Genomic DNA, 13,962 nt, shown 5'->3' with positions numbered 1-13,962 from the left:
ACGGAAGGACGCAAACACGGCACGGTGACCGAGTTCAAGGCCGATCTGCTCGCCCATGGCGGCGATCCGAACGAGATCAAACACGTCTGCATGGATATGAGCGCGGCCTACACGAAGGGCGTGACCAAGGAACTGCCGCAAGCCCAGATCAGTTTCGACCGCTTCCATGTGATCGCGCTGGCCAACGAGGCAATGGACAGCGTCAGACGCCAGGAGATGCGCGAACAACCTCGTGTCGTGCGTGCGGCGGTGGGAAACGAGAAGAAGGAAATCAAGGGCATGGCGTGGGGCATGCGCAAGGACCATGCCGACTGGACCGTGGAGCAGAGCAACACGATGTATCGCTTGCAGCGCTCCAACCTCAAAAGCGCGCGCGCCTGGCGCATGAAAGAGGCGCTTCGCGCGACCTACAAGACGGGCGTGACCAGCAACTGCCCGGAGCAAGCCGAAGCGGCGTTGATAAAGTGGATATCGTGGGCCCGACGCAGCCGCCTTGAGCCATTCAAGAAACTCGCCACGACGCTCAAGGATCGCATGGCGGGCGTCGTACGCGGCATGCTCGATGGACGCAGCAACGCCTACGTCGAGGCGATGAATGGGATGCTCCAACAAGTCAAACGGGCCGCCCGCGGATTTCGCACCGTGAAGAACTTCGTCGCCATCGCCTACCTTCGCATGTCCAAGTTCAAAAAACCTTCCGGCCAATCCACTACAACCAGCCGCCGCTCCGTTGCGATCTACCATCTACCGTGCCGGCTGTCCAGTTCCACTCAAAACGGCATAGAGCCCCATTTCTTCAACGTTGTCTCTGGCGCACCGATACGCTTTGCGAATTCCGGCCATGTCAGGCCCAACTTCGATTTTGCGCTGCGCAAGAATTCTTGCTGCGTCATGTTCATTGTCATCATCAATTTTCAATACGTACCCAATGGGCATCATAGCACCATTGCAAACATCAGCATCAACTTTGGTTTGGAAATTTCAAGATGGGGCTGGCACGCGTCGATATCGCCATGACCGAGGATTAGCATCAGCGTGTCGATCTCGTGGCCTTGCGCCAGCAGCCGGGACGCCATCGCGCGCCGCCCGGAATGGGTTGAGCCGCCCTTGATGCCAACGTCCCGGTAAAGCTTACGGCGACTCGAGGATGTCGGCCGGCGCCGTACAAGCATCCTGAACGCGTGATTACAACCCTAATCACGCGTTCATGACGCTGCCCTAAAACGGGCGTATAGTTGCTTCTAAATTATGCCCAACAGGAGATCACGTGCGCCAACCTCAACAATCAGCATATATTTACCGAGCAGCCCTAGCCCGGATATTTCATGAGTCTGTCAATCTGAGGGCCGGGTGCGCCGAACATGTTCGCGGCATGTTGATTGCTCGCTTCCTGATGTCGGTTCTGCCGCGCGGCCAGATTACAGACGTAACTCTCCCTACTCCCCTTGCTTTATAGCGTGCCCGGGACAGCACTTGGCGGGCTTATGGTGCCAGCGCGCGGGCGGCAGTGGGGAAGACGTGCTTGAGTGGATGCTGGGATGCGAGCAGGACGCGCACGCGCCGCGTGTTGCGCACGACAGCCGCGCCGATCTTGAGCAGTTTGATGCGGATCGTCGCCGTGCAGGCGCGTGCCAGTTCCGTGCCGACCAAAGCCAGGCGGCGCAAATTGATCATCAGGGTATAGGCGAACGCTGCCAGTAGCAGCCGCAGTTGGTTGGCCTGGAATTTGTGGCAGCTCGCACGGCGTCCGAACAAATCGAGCTGCGCCTTCTTGATACGGTTCTCTGCTTCGCCGCGGGCGCAATACACGCGTTCGTACAGTGCCTTGGGACCTCCAGTGAGGTTGGTGACGATGAAACGCGGGTTGGCGCCGCGCGCATCGTGTTCCAGCCGCGCGATGACGCGCCGTTGCCGATCCCACGTCCCCGCCGCATAAGTGAATTCTCCAATCATGCGTTGCTTGGAGCCGGCCTTCTGATCGCGCAGCAAGTACGGATAGACCTTGTGCCCAGGATGCCGCACCGTCGTGCTCGGGCCAGGCGCCATCCCGGCCAAGCCCATCACGCGCATCAGGCGCTGAACCCGCTTGCGGTTCACCAGCCAGCCCAGCCGCAGCAGGATCACCACCATCCGCCGGCTAACGTAGAACGGGTGCTGGGTGTACTTCTCGTCGACGGACACGGCCACACGTGGTCGATACACCGTGGCCCGCGACATGCCAGCCAGCTCGCACTGTCGCGATAGCGGCAGTTTGGGCTCCGGCTCGATTCACCCCAGCCGCACCGCGCCATTTACAGGCCTAACTTTTTTGAGCCAGTCCAGCTCCATCTTCAGGCGCCCGACTTCGCCAAACAGGCGGTCTTCGTTCTCGTGCTCCAGTTCAACCTTGGGGCCGCGCTTACCCTCGAACAAGGTGCCGGCGTTCGCCAGGATCTCCTTCGTCCATTGGCTCACCATCACAGGATGGACGCCGTGCAGTTGGGCGATCTCGTTGACCGTCTTGACCCCTCGCACGGCCTCCAGACCGACTTTCGCTTTGAACTCCGCGCTGTGCACTTTCCGCTTCTTTGTTTCCGTCATTCCCTGCTACCCTCCGTTGAGGACCATAGCTTAAACTGCTCTCTCAAATCGTGGGTCCACTATATCCCGCGCACGCCTGTGTGGGCCACTGCGAAAGTGCTCGATTCGACGTTTTTCCCTGGGTAGGTCGCGGCGCGCCACTATCTTGTCGGGCAGCGGCCATTTTCTGCCGTGCCGGGCTCGCTTGGCTTACCATACGGAGACTGGTTCGGCTTTGAACAGGAGTGGTCAATGGCAGATTTGTACGACACCGACGTGGTGGCCTGGGCTTACCAACAGGCTGCCTTATTGCGGGCGCGGCAGTGGTCCTCGCTCGACCTGGAGAACATCGCCGAAGAAATCGAAGGCGTTGCCAAGGCCGAAAAACGCGAGCTGGGACGCCGCATGTCGGCCTTGTTTGCGCAGTTACTCGAATGGCATACGCAGCCCGAGCGGCGCAATACGGCCTTGTTGCGCAGCATCGGCGACCAGCGCATGAGCATTGCGCGCGTCTTGCGCAAGATGCCCAGTTTGCAGTCGGCCCTGCTCGATGTCGAATGGCTCGACGATGCGTGGAAAGATGCCCTCGGCATCGCCGCCGGACAGATGGAACTGGCGGGGCTCCCGCGCAGGAGCACCTGGACCTTGGTCCAGGTGCTCAACGCGAATTTTCTGCCCGATTAAGCTGGCCGGACCGGTTTTCCCTCATCAATCAGGTGGCGCGCCAGCGTCGACCCGGCTTGGCCGGATCGGCGCAAGCACACTACCCGTGAACAACGCAGCCTTAGCGCTTGGTCTGGAAAAACCGCATCATTTCACGGCTGGCGTCCGGCCCCTTGCCATCGGTATAGCTGCCGCGTGCGCTGCCGCCGGACCAGGCATGACCCGCGCCATGAATCAGCCACTGTTCCGCCTGCGGCGTGCCATCGACCGCCTGGTGTACGGTGCGCGTGTAGGCGTGTCCGTCCGGTACACGGCCCGGCTCGATAATCTCCTGCATCACGTTGTGCGCGCCGCGCTTGATCAGCTCGTCGCCATTGACCGGATGCACGGTCGTATCCTTGTCGCCATGGAAGACGATGATGGGAATCGACTTGCCGCTGGCGCGCTGCGGCCCGAAATTGCCCTTCATGGCGGCCAGCGCCGACGGCAAGTCGTGCGCCGAGGCGAACGGCAGGCCGGAATGCACGCCCACCGCCGCATACAGTTCCGGATACAAGGTGCCCATGATGGTCGCCATCGCCCCGCCGGCGGACAGCCCGGCCACATACACCTGGCTGGCGTCGACCGCATGGTTGTGCATGATGGTTTCGGTAATGCCGGCAATAATCGATGGCTCGCCCTGGCCGCGCTGTTGATCGACCGCATTGAACCAGTTCCAGCAGCGCGAGGAATTGGCTTGCATCGATTGCGCCGGGTACACAACCAGGCATTGCATTTCCTCGGCCAGCACATTCATCTGCGTGCCGGTGGCGAAGTCATCCGGGTCCTGCGTACAGCCGTGCAACATGACCACCAGCGGCATCGGCTGGCCGGTGTAGCTGCTCGGCACGTACAATTTATAGGTCCGGGTGCCGGCCGCATTCGTGAAGCTGCCGTCGGTAAATTTGCCGGGCAGCGCCTCGGCCGGGCTGGACGCGCCGCCGCCCTGCATGCCGTTCATGCCGCTCATGCCGTTCATCCCATTCATGCCGGGGATGTCGAAATGGGGCATCTTGAAGGCGGCATGGCCGTTCGCGCCGGCACGATCGAGCTTGGCGAGCAGGTCGGGCATCAGGTTGTTGAAGGCCTCGGTCGCATCCTGCACCACGCTCTTGACGTATTGCTCGTGGCTTGAGGCGCCCGGCGCATGCGGCTGGGACGCCGCCTGCGGCTGCGGCCCGGGCGGCGCGCTGCCCGCACGCGCCTGGCTGAAACCCTGCGCGCCATGGAGCGAAGGCATCGGCGGCGTGATCTCGCGCGCTCCCGCTGGCGCCGCCGGAGGATGGGCGGCGCCGCCTTTGTGGGGCGTCAGGACCTTGAGCGCATCCTGAATGACCTTGGTGGCGGATTTTGGCCCCTGGCCCATCAGGGTCTTGGTTGCCGCCCGCATGTTCGCGAACAGTTTGTCATTGAGTTTCATTGGCTTTTTCCTTATATAAGCGCATCAGAGGATGCGGCCCGCCAGTGCTGTCTTGATCACGCTGCTTGCATGCAGGGCTCCAAGTACAAAAATAGATTCGATGGTTGCCAGCGCCAGCTCTACCGAGACGTCGCTGGCGATGCTTGCCATGCCCAGTACCTGGATCTGCAAGCGTTCGCCCGCCGCCAGCGCCGCTTCGAGGTCGGCCCTGGAATAATGATGCATTCCAAGCACCAGGCTCTTGCGCGCCACCGTTTGCCGGACCACTTCGGCATGGGTATTGAGCTGATTGCGGATCGCCGTGCGTATCAGGTCGGTCCGGTTCGAATAAAAGCCTTCACTGACCAGGAGGTCGATCTGGCCAAGATCGATCAAGCCCAGGTTGATGGTGATTTTTTCCGATTCAGCGGGTTTCAGTTTCAGGTCGCGGGCGTTCATATGTCTCCAATATCATCTGCGTGGCATCCGTACGCCATCTGTATGGATGGTAGTCTACCCTTGTGAGCTTCTCCGTCAAGCGCGATTCGTCTGAATGCGATAATGACGTTTTTATGTATCAATCCCGTCACAGCGGAGAAACGATGGCAAACATTACAGGAATCGACCACGTGCAGGTGGCCATGCCGGTCGGTGCCGAAGACGCCGCGCGCGCCTTCTACAACGGGGTGCTCGGCTTGCCCGAAGTACCCAAGCCGGCCCACCTGGCCGTGCGCGGCGGCGCCTGGTTCCAGTGCGGCAGCGCCCAGTTGCACCTGGGGGCCGACAGCGCCTTCCAGCCCGCCAAGAAAGGTCACCCGGCCCTGATCGTCGCCGGTTTCGATGCGTTCGTCGGTGCGTTGAGGGGTGCTGGCGTCGATGTCCAGGTCGAAGAAATGGTCGCCGGGCTGCAACGCGCCACCGTGAACGATCCTTTCGGAAACAAAGTCGAGCTCATCGAGCAACGTTAAAAGAAGGCATAATCCGCGCATGAGTCCCGACCTGCAAGCCGGCTTCCGCTTCGAGTGGAGCTACACCGTCCCTGCGCGCGCCAGCGTGCCGCAGCTGTACCACGACACCGGTTTCTGCCTTGACATGCCCGACGTGCTGGCCACCGGTTACCTGGTCGGCATGATGGAACTGGCCTGCGTGCATGGCGTCATGCCGTTCATGGACTGGCCGCGCGAGCAAAGCCTGGGCACGATGGTGCATTTTTCGCATTTCGCCCCGACCCCGCCCGGCATGATCTTGCTGATCAAGGGCGAAGTGCTGGAAGTCGACGGCCGCCGCCTGTTGTTCCGCGTAGAAGCGTGGGATGGCGTCGAGCGCATCTGCCAAGGCACCCACGAGCGCCATGTGATCGACCCGGTGCGCTTCAACGCCAAGGTTGCCGCCAAGGCCGCCGCCGCACTCACTACCGTCGTTCCCGCGCAGGGCCGCCTTGGCGCGGGAACCCAAGTTAGCCCTGTCGAGGCCGCATGAATCCCGAACTGCAGACGCCGGTGCCGTCCCCCTGCATCAGCCTGTGCGACATGGCGCCCGATACCGCGGCCGGCAAGGGCCTGTGCCGCGGTTGCCTGCGCACCCTCGATGAAATCGTCGCCTGGGGCACTGCCCCGGATGAGTACAAACGCGCGGTCTGGGCTGACATCCGCCGCCGCGAATCCGAACTGGACTTCGACTAAATGAATTTCTACACCCCGCAGCAAGCAGTTACCGGCCCCGCCTACGGGACCGGCTTCAAGGTGTTTGCCACCATCGTCACCGTGGTGCTGCTGGTGTACGCCGCCAGCGTGGCATGGCGCTTTCCGCTGCCCTCGTTCGGCATGGGCGTCAAGGCGCTGCTGCTGGGCGCGATCGTCATGCTGGGTGTGAGCTACTACTGGTTCCTGCGCGCCACCACCACGGTGGACGCCACCGGCATCCGCCAGACCTGGCTGTACGACAAGCAGGTCGAATGGCGCGACGTGCGCGGCGCCAAGATGATCGGCATTCCCTACATGTCCTGGCTGTTCCCGCCGCGCATGGTTGTGCGCACCGGCAATTCCTTCACCACCTTCAATGGCGGCTCGCAAGCCGTCCTGATCGAGTTCGCCAAGATCTCGCTCGCGTTTCAAATGAAAAAATGAGTTACCCATGAGTGCAATGTTACATCCCGACCCGGCGCGCTTGCCGGCGTCGATGCAGGTGTTCGAACGCGGCTGGTTGTCATCGAACAATGTGCTGTTTACCGGGGCCGGCGAGGCCACCCTGATCGACAGCGGCTACAAGACCCACGTGCCGCAGACGCTGGCGCTGGTCGGCCATGCGCTCGGCGAGCGGCCTTTGGCGCGCGTCATCAATACCCACCTGCATTCGGACCATTGCGGCGGCAACGCGGCCCTGACGGCGCGCTACGGCTGCCGCATCGGCATTCCCGTGGCCGAGGCCGCCAATGTCGCGGCCTGGGACGAGCGCGCGCTCAGTTTCAAGGCCACCGGCCAGCAGTGCGAGCCGTTCAAGGCCGACTTTACCGTCTCGCCCGGCGACGAACTGGAACTGGGCGGCAAGCTGTGGCAAGCGCTGGGCGCGCCCGGGCACCATCCGCATTCGCTGATTTTCTTTTGCCCGGGCGAAGGCATCGTCATCTCGGCCGACGCCTTGTGGCGCAACGGTTTCGGCGTGATTTTCCCCGAGCTCGACGGTGAATCGGGCTTCCAGGAGGCGCGCGCCACGCTGGAACTGATCGACAGCCTCGACGCCCGTCTCGTCATTCCCGGGCACGGCGCCATGTTCACCGATGTCCAGCCGGCGCTGAAACGGGCGTTCACGCGCCTGGCTTTCCTCGAAGCCGACCCGCTGAGGAATGCCGAGAACGCGGTCAAGGTCATCCTCAAATTCCTGCTGCTCGAGCGCCAGCGCATCAGCCTGGCCGACGTGGCGGCCATGTTCGCCACCATTCCCGTGCTGGAAGGCGCGCGCCGGCGTCATCTGCATCGTTTCGAGACCTCCGGCCAGATGGCCGACTGGGCCGTGCAATCGCTGGTGCGGGCCGGCGCGGCCAAGCGCGATGGCGACGAACTGGTCAACAGCGACCTGTAAACACATTCCTGCCGCGTTTTCAAGCACGGTCGTACTTTTTTCGAACTATAATGGATGAGAATTTGCTTCCATCCACTTTTTTCGATTGCGAGACCGACATGGCATTGCCCGCCGCGCTGCAAAACCTCACCCTTCCCGTCATTGGATCGCCGATGTTCATCGCCAGCGGACCCGCGCTGGTGGCGGCGCAGTGCAAGGCGGGGATCGTCGGTTCCTTCCCCGCGCTCAACGCCCGTCCGGCCGAGCTGCTCGACACCTGGCTGAGCGATCTCAAGCAAGAGCTGGCCGATTACCAGGCCGCCAATCCGGGCGCGAAGGTGGGGCCGATCGCGGTCAACCAGATCGTGCATCAGTCGAATGACCGCCTGGAACACGACGTCGCGATGTGCGTCAAGCATCAAGTGCCGATCATCATCTCCTCGCTGCGCGCGCCGCCGAAAGAAATGCTCGACGCCATCCATAGCTACGGCGGGATCGTGCTGCACGATGTGGTGTCGATCCGGCATGCCGAAAAGGCGCTGGAAGCGGGCGTGGATGGCTTGATCCTGGTCGCGGCCGGCGCTGGCGGGCATGCCGGGCCGTTGTCGCCGTTCGCGCTGGTGGGTGAGGTGCGCAAGTTCTTCAACGGTCCGGTGGCATTGTCGGGATCGATTGCCACGGGCGACGCGATTCTGGCGGCGCAGGCGATGGGCGCCGATTTTGCGTATATCGGTTCGCGCTGGCTGGCGACCAGGGAATCGAACGTGACCGACGAATACCGCGCCGCGATCGTGGAATCGGCGGCGGCCGATATTGTGTACACGAACCTGTTTACTGGCGTCCACGGGAACTATCTGAAGAAATCGATCATCAACGCCGGGCTTGACCCGGATGCCTTGCCGGAATCGGACAAGTCGAAGATGAGCTTCGGTTCGGGCAGCGCCAAGGCCTGGCGCGATATCTGGGGCGCGGGGCAGGGCGTGGGGATGATGAATGATGTGCCGACGGTGGCCGAGATGGTGGCGCGCTTGAAGCAGGAATACGACGCCGCGCGCGCGCGGCTGGCGCTGTAAGCGCCCCGTCGTCCCGCGCAGGACAACCAACCTAAAGACCGTCGTTCCCGCGCAGGACAACCAACCTAAAGACCGTCGTTCCCGCGCAGGACAACCAACCTAACGACCGTCGTTCCCGCGCAGGACAACCAACCTAAAGACGAGGTTACTGCAGTTTGACCTTCCAGTTATCCTGCACGCACTTGACGTAGTTATCCGCAATCAACGCGCTGTACGGCGTCTGGTAACTCACCAGCTGGCATTGATTCTGCCCACCCTCATTCCAGTTTTTCTCCCAGTAGATGTTGTACGACGCCGAACTCGACGGTCCAAAGCGCTGCATCGTTGCGCACGATAACTGCTCGGCCCCTACATTCCAGCCCAACTCGCCAGCAAACTGCTTGTAATAGTTGATGCGGTTCTGCGCCGCCGCTTTTTCCGTCCCCTGTCCGCACTCGGCATTGATGATCATGATCGTCGTGGCGAAGTTGTTCCCCGCCCCGGCCGCGCGATCGGCCGCGTTCGGCACCCAGGTCCCATCGATCACATGCAGCATCGATGGCTTGGGCGGCTGCGGATACACAAAGAAGAACGACGCCGACGCCAGGTTCAGCCAGGTCGACGCCACCCGGTCCGGATCGCGCAGCAGAACCGATTGATCGCCGCCGAACATGATCTGCGAGAACGGCCCGTAGTTGTAGTTGTACGATAGCTGCTTGGCCCCGCGTCCGAAATACTTCTTGAAGCTGCCGTCCGCATTTTTCCCGCAGGTCCAGACCGCATTGAACACCGGATCGGCGCACTCGGCGTTGTAACCGCAGCCGGCCCCGGTTTCGTCGCAGCCCAGTTCGCGCAGGTACTTCAAGCCCTGGCGCCACTCGGGAATCGTGCTGCTCGCGTTGTGCTCGCCGGTTTCTTGCGCGAAGTGCGCGAACATGGTCGCCAGCGTGTGCCGGCAGATGCCGTCGGCATCGCGCCCGTCGCTGTAGTTGTCGCACAGGGCTGGAAACTTGGCCACCGCCTGCAGGAAACGCTGATACGTATAGCTCGGCTCGCGCAGCGCGAAGAAATGGTCCCATTTGGTCGCCGGCAACAGCCGCTCGACACGCTTGACGTTGATTGGATTGGCGCTGCGCCCCGGCACGACTTGCTCGACGCCCGCGTTGTCCAGCGTGCGGATCGATGCCTTGACGGTGCGGAAGAAGGCGTTGTCGGTCAGCTGCGCCTCACGCGCTTCGGCTTGCGCCTTGGTCGGCACGCCGCCCGGCGTCGGCGTCGGGGTTGGTGTCGGGGTCGGAGTCGGAGTCGGAGTTGGTGTCGGTGTCGGCGTCGGCGTCGGCGTTGGCGTTCCCGTTATCGCCTCCCACGGCCCCCATTGTTCCGTTCCTGGCACGTTCCCCTGCGTCCACCACTTCGCCTTGTAGAACTTGTTCTGGTAGCTCGCACATTGCCCTGCGGTATAGACCATGCCTGCGTTCCACGGCGCGCACATCGGACTCACGTCAAGCTTGGTCATCGACCGGCTTGCGCTCTGCGTCCCGACTGATTCGCCGCCCTTGCCATCGCTGCCGCCGCATCCGGCCAGCATGCCCGCCAGCAGTCCTACCGCCAGCGTCGATAATTGTTGTTTCATATTTGTACTCCAAGAAGTTGGATATCGGGCAAAAAAACCCGGAAACGCACGCTGGCGCTCCCGGGTCCTTGCCCTATAAGGTCAGGCGATGCTTACGGCAGCGCGACCGGCAGTTCTGGATACTCATCCGCCAGCGCATAGCGCTTGCCGCCGACCGTGATCACGTAGGCCGACGGCCCCGAAATCGGCAACTGGTAGTTGAGCGTGAGCGACACCGACGCGCCCGGCGCCAGCGCTTGCCATGCCGGAATCGTGAACTGCGCGCGGTTGAAGTTGGCCTTGAAGCCGCCGATATTGTTCGGCCCGTTGTACCCCGCCGCAATCACTTTCAGCCCATACCCCGACTGGTCGCTCATGTTGGCGGGCGCCGCCACCGGATACGAAAACTCCACCACGCTGCCGCCCGGAATCGTGGTGGCCGACTTGTTGGTCACCGTCATCACCGGATTGATCGGGAAGTTGCTGTCACCCATTTTCCAGCCACCCAGCTCGATGCTCACTTTGGCGCTGCTGGCCGGCATGACCGTTTCAGCGCGCTTGTTGCCGTACGGCCCGGCCGCCTTGAAGGTGTTGAAGGTGTTGGTGGTCAGGGTGTTGCCCATCACATACTGGCCCTTGCCGCCGTTTTTGCTGGCATCCCACGCGTAGTCGCCCGCCATCTCCCAGATCATGATGCCGCCGACCTTGTTGTCGACGATGTAGCGCGCCTTGGCATCCATCGATTGCGCCGTCTCGGTCGAGAGGAACACTTTGGTGGTCGGGTTCCACAGCCACGGCGCGGCCATGGTGGCGCTGTAGTTCGGCTGGTAAGTGCCGCGCAGGGTCTTGTCGCTCACCTTGTAGGCGTCCAGGTAGTCCGGCAGGATGGCTTTTTCCAGGTTCAGCGCATGCCACAACGGATTGCCGCCGCCGGGAATGGCCTGGCCCTTGACGTCGAGGTCGTGCCACAGATTGTCGATGCCGACTGCGCCTTCGCCGCAGGTTTTGACGCCGGCGCAGGTCACGGTCGAGCTGACCAGCGCGGTGGTGCCCCACAGGCCGTTGTTGCCGCCGTTCACGTTCCGCCAGCCGCGCGTGTAGTACGGCACGCCCAGGTTGATGCGCCCGGCTTGCAGCGCGCCACGGTAGTAGCGGTACGACCAGTCCACGTTCAGGTAGCCGATGTTGGCGAACTGGTAGGCGTTGCCGGCGCGCAGTTCGGCGTCGTTGCCGTCATCGAACAGGGCCGCGTTGGGACCGACGTACTGGTTCCAGCCGCCGTGCAGGTCGTAGCTCATCAGGCTGGCGTAGTCGAGGTACTTCAGGCCCGACAGGTTTTCCTCGCCGCGCAAGATCCAGGCCGAGGCCGATCCGGCGATGGTCAGCATGTAGTATTTCTTGTCGGCCACCGCTGCCGTGTCGAGCTTGGTGCGCACCCTTTCGAGCAGCACGTTGTAGCTCTTCATCAGGCCGGCCAGGCGTGGTTTCGACATGCCGAAGTCGAGCGGGTTGCCGGCCTCGTTGTTGGTGGTCGGGTGCTCGTAGTCGATGTCGATGCCGTCGAAGAAGCGGTACTGGCGCAGGAACGCCACCATCGAGTCGGCCAGGGTGTCGATACCGGCGCTGTTGAGCGAGCCGTCGGCGTTGGTGGTGGCCGTGTAGAAGCCGCCGCTGCCCGCCCAGCCGCCCACCGACAGCATGATTTTCACATCGGGATGCTTGCGCTTGTATTGCGCCAGCAGGTTGAAGTGGCCTTTGTAGGGCAGGCTCGGGTCCATGGCGGCAGCCGGGTTCTCGGGCCAGGTGAGACCGGTATCCGGGTTGCTCGCGCCGCTGCCCAGCAAGAGCCTGGATGTGGCCGGGTCGACCGCGGCGAAGGCGTAATTGACGTGGGTGATCTTGTCCCACGGGATGTTGTTGACGAGGTAGGAAGGCGTGCCATCCTTGCCCGTGCGCCAGCTGGTGAAGTAGCCGACGATGCGCCGATTGAGCCCGTGCGCGAGCACTTCGCGGCCGTTGGCGTCGTACACGCCGCAGTACGGCACGTTGGGGACTGTGGAAGTGAGGCCGTCGGGGCGGCAGGCGACCGTGGGTGTCGGCGTCGGCGTCGGCGTCGGCGTTGGCGTCGGAGTCGGTGTCGGTGTCGGTGTCGGTGTTGGTGTTGGCGTCGGCGTCGGAGTCGGAGTCGGAGTCGGCGTCGTCGACAGCGCCCACGGTCCCCATTCCTCGGCGCCGGGCACGTTGTTCTGTGTCCACCACTTCGCCGTGTAGGTTTTGCCCAGGTGGCTGACGCAGGCGCCAGCCGTATAAACCTGGGTGGCGGACCATGCGCTGCACACCACCACTTGGGCCAGTTGGCGCTTCGACTCGCCACCCTGGCCTTGAACGGCGTCAGGACTGCTGGCGCCTCCGCACGCTACCAGGGCGCTGCCGAGAAGGGCGCCCATCAAACGATTGATCGTCATTATTGTTGTCTCCGTGATTCATTGTGTTCCCCCCTCAGAAATCATGATTGGGGGGATAGTTAGTGTAGAAGTCATTCGGCCATCGGAAATTGGTCGTCGACAGCGTCACCGACATATCGAGCCCTTCCACGTAATGCCACCAGCCGACCGGCAGGAACAGGATCTCGCCCGGTTCCAGCACGCATTCGAGCACCTGCACCTCGGCCATGGCGGGAAAGCGCGCCAGGTCGATGTTGCGGGCGTCCACCTCGGTAAAGCAGTGCCGGTGGTTGTAGACCCTTGGCGTGTCCGACGGCGCCATCAGCTTGATCTTCTTGCGCCCGATGATCTGGGCCATGAAGTTATTGGTCAGGTCGTGGTGGAACGGGGTCACCGTGCCGGCCGGGCCGAACCAGAAAAAGCCGCGCCGCCCCGGATCGTCATCGAGGTACTCGGGCAGGGTGCCTACGTCCTCGAACAATTCCTTCAACGCTACACTGTTGAGCGAGTCGTTGTTGGCGGTCATGTAGAAGTCATTCGTGCGGCCGCTGGTGCGGACCATCTCCACGTACTCGCCGAAAGGCATCTTGCGCTTGTGGGCGATACTGTTGAGCTCGTATTGGGGATCGGCTTCGCGTCCGAACTGCACCTCGACCTCGCGTTCGCCGAAGCGCTGCGCAAAATAGTCGAGGTTCCATTTCTGGCGTGCCGGGAAATGCTCCAGCATGCCGGTGATGATCACCGGCCGGTTGGTGCGGTAATACTGTTGCAGGAAGTCCTCGCCGGAGAGCTTCTCCCGTCGTTCAATCCCCTCGTCGTACAGCCGGTTCAATTGCGCCTGGATGTTCAGCACCCAGTCGCGCTTGTTGACCCGATTGGCCAGCCTGCGCGCAGCCTGCAAGTACGGGCTGCGCAGCGCCGCGTCGATTTCGGTCCGGGCGTTGGCCTGCGACACGTTCGATTTGACCAGGATGGCGGCAATCGCCTCGGGCGAGGTGCCGAGCATCAGGTTTTCGCCGATCCAGCGGCGCCAGTCGTCGTTGACCTGCATTGTTGGCGACACCTGCGGCTTTACGTTCGATTGAATTTTCAAGAGGTTTCTCCAGGAGGTTGCGGGCATGGAGATGCCGGCCGCCT

At 62.5% G+C, this 13,962-nt stretch carries 13 protein-coding genes and 2 pseudogenes; 8 read left to right on the top strand and 7 right to left on the bottom strand.

Annotation, left to right across the window (positions count from 1 at the left end; all coding sequences use genetic code 11):
• A pseudogene (locus tag F1735_RS16280) lies at positions 1-784 on the top strand (ISL3 family transposase); the annotation flags it as partial.
• 151 nt (positions 785-935) lie between these two features.
• Here F1735_RS16280 and F1735_RS36560 read toward each other — a convergent pair.
• Both F1735_RS36560 and F1735_RS38245 read right to left on the bottom strand, forming a co-directional pair.
• Positions 936-1,076 carry a hypothetical protein gene (locus F1735_RS36560; protein ID WP_229505814.1) on the bottom strand — a complete coding sequence of 47 codons (141 nt, stop codon included), beginning with the start codon at positions 1,074-1,076 and terminating at the stop codon, positions 936-938.
• A 406-nt stretch (positions 1,077-1,482) separates the two neighbouring features.
• Positions 1,483-2,580 (bottom strand): annotated as a pseudogene (locus F1735_RS38245) (transposase).
• A 231-nt stretch (positions 2,581-2,811) separates the two neighbouring features.
• Here F1735_RS38245 and F1735_RS16265 point away from each other — a divergent pair.
• Positions 2,812-3,243 (top strand): DUF29 domain-containing protein, encoded by a 432-nt coding sequence (locus F1735_RS16265; RefSeq protein ID WP_167237899.1) that lies wholly within the window; start codon positions 2,812-2,814, stop codon positions 3,241-3,243.
• Between the two features lie 100 nt (positions 3,244-3,343).
• Here the strand turns inward: F1735_RS16265 and F1735_RS16260 are convergent, their stop codons facing one another.
• Positions 3,344-4,681 (bottom strand): extracellular catalytic domain type 1 short-chain-length polyhydroxyalkanoate depolymerase, encoded by a 1,338-nt coding sequence (locus tag F1735_RS16260; RefSeq protein WP_229505813.1) that lies wholly within the window; start codon positions 4,679-4,681, stop codon positions 3,344-3,346.
• 24 nt (positions 4,682-4,705) lie between these two features.
• Positions 4,706-5,119, bottom strand: a complete 414-nt coding sequence (locus F1735_RS16255; protein ID WP_166875850.1) for a CopG family transcriptional regulator — start codon at positions 5,117-5,119, stop codon at positions 4,706-4,708.
• Positions 5,120-5,262: 143 nt separating this feature from the next.
• On the opposite strand from F1735_RS16255, the gene F1735_RS16250 reads away from it, so the two are divergent.
• The 6 genes from F1735_RS16250 (at position 5,263) to F1735_RS16225 (ending at position 8,790) form a co-directional block, all read left to right on the top strand.
• Positions 5,263-5,628: a VOC family protein gene (locus F1735_RS16250; protein ID WP_167237898.1), complete on the top strand. Its 366-nt coding sequence runs from the start codon at positions 5,263-5,265 to the stop codon at positions 5,626-5,628.
• A 19-nt stretch (positions 5,629-5,647) separates the two neighbouring features.
• Positions 5,648-6,139 carry a thioesterase family protein gene (locus F1735_RS16245; RefSeq protein ID WP_229505812.1) on the top strand — a complete coding sequence of 164 codons (492 nt, stop codon included), beginning with the start codon at positions 5,648-5,650 and terminating at the stop codon, positions 6,137-6,139.
• The gene (locus F1735_RS16240) at positions 6,136-6,342 is read left to right on the top strand and encodes a DUF1289 domain-containing protein (protein ID WP_167237897.1); all 207 of its coding nucleotides are present in this window, start codon (positions 6,136-6,138) and stop codon (positions 6,340-6,342) included. The genes F1735_RS16245 and F1735_RS16240 overlap by 4 nt, the downstream gene beginning before the upstream one ends.
• Positions 6,343-6,786 carry a hypothetical protein gene (locus F1735_RS16235; protein WP_167237896.1) on the top strand — a complete coding sequence of 148 codons (444 nt, stop codon included), beginning with the start codon at positions 6,343-6,345 and terminating at the stop codon, positions 6,784-6,786. It abuts the gene before it with no gap.
• Between the two features lie 7 nt (positions 6,787-6,793).
• Positions 6,794-7,738 (top strand): MBL fold metallo-hydrolase, encoded by a 945-nt coding sequence (locus tag F1735_RS16230; RefSeq protein ID WP_229505811.1) that lies wholly within the window; start codon positions 6,794-6,796, stop codon positions 7,736-7,738.
• A 98-nt stretch (positions 7,739-7,836) separates the two neighbouring features.
• A complete protein-coding gene (locus F1735_RS16225; RefSeq protein ID WP_167237895.1) occupies positions 7,837-8,790 on the top strand; it encodes an NAD(P)H-dependent flavin oxidoreductase in 954 nt (317 codons plus the stop codon).
• Positions 8,791-8,935: 145 nt separating this feature from the next.
• Here F1735_RS16225 and F1735_RS16220 read toward each other — a convergent pair whose 3' ends face one another.
• The 3 genes from F1735_RS16220 to F1735_RS16205 all read right to left on the bottom strand — a co-directional run bounded on the left by F1735_RS16220 (position 8,936) and on the right by F1735_RS16205 (position 13,876).
• On the bottom strand, positions 8,936-10,402 hold the full coding sequence (locus F1735_RS16220) for a glycoside hydrolase family 19 protein (RefSeq protein ID WP_229505810.1): 1,467 nt from the start codon (positions 10,400-10,402) through the stop codon (positions 8,936-8,938).
• Between the two features lie 92 nt (positions 10,403-10,494).
• Entirely contained in the window at positions 10,495-12,846 is a 2,352-nt protein-coding gene (locus F1735_RS37440; RefSeq protein WP_187364266.1) for a chitinase C-terminal domain-containing protein, read from the bottom strand.
• Between the two features lie 34 nt (positions 12,847-12,880).
• On the bottom strand, positions 12,881-13,876 hold the full coding sequence (locus tag F1735_RS16205; RefSeq protein WP_187364270.1) for a cupin-like domain-containing protein: 996 nt from the start codon (positions 13,874-13,876) through the stop codon (positions 12,881-12,883).
• Positions 13,877-13,962 lie beyond the last annotated feature (86 nt).

The sequence above is a fragment of the Massilia genomosp. 1 genome, assembly GCF_011682185.1.
Taxonomy (GTDB): domain Bacteria; phylum Pseudomonadota; class Gammaproteobacteria; order Burkholderiales; family Burkholderiaceae_D; genus Telluria_A; species Telluria_A rubra.
This window is presented reverse-complemented; position numbering and strand designations above follow the sequence as displayed.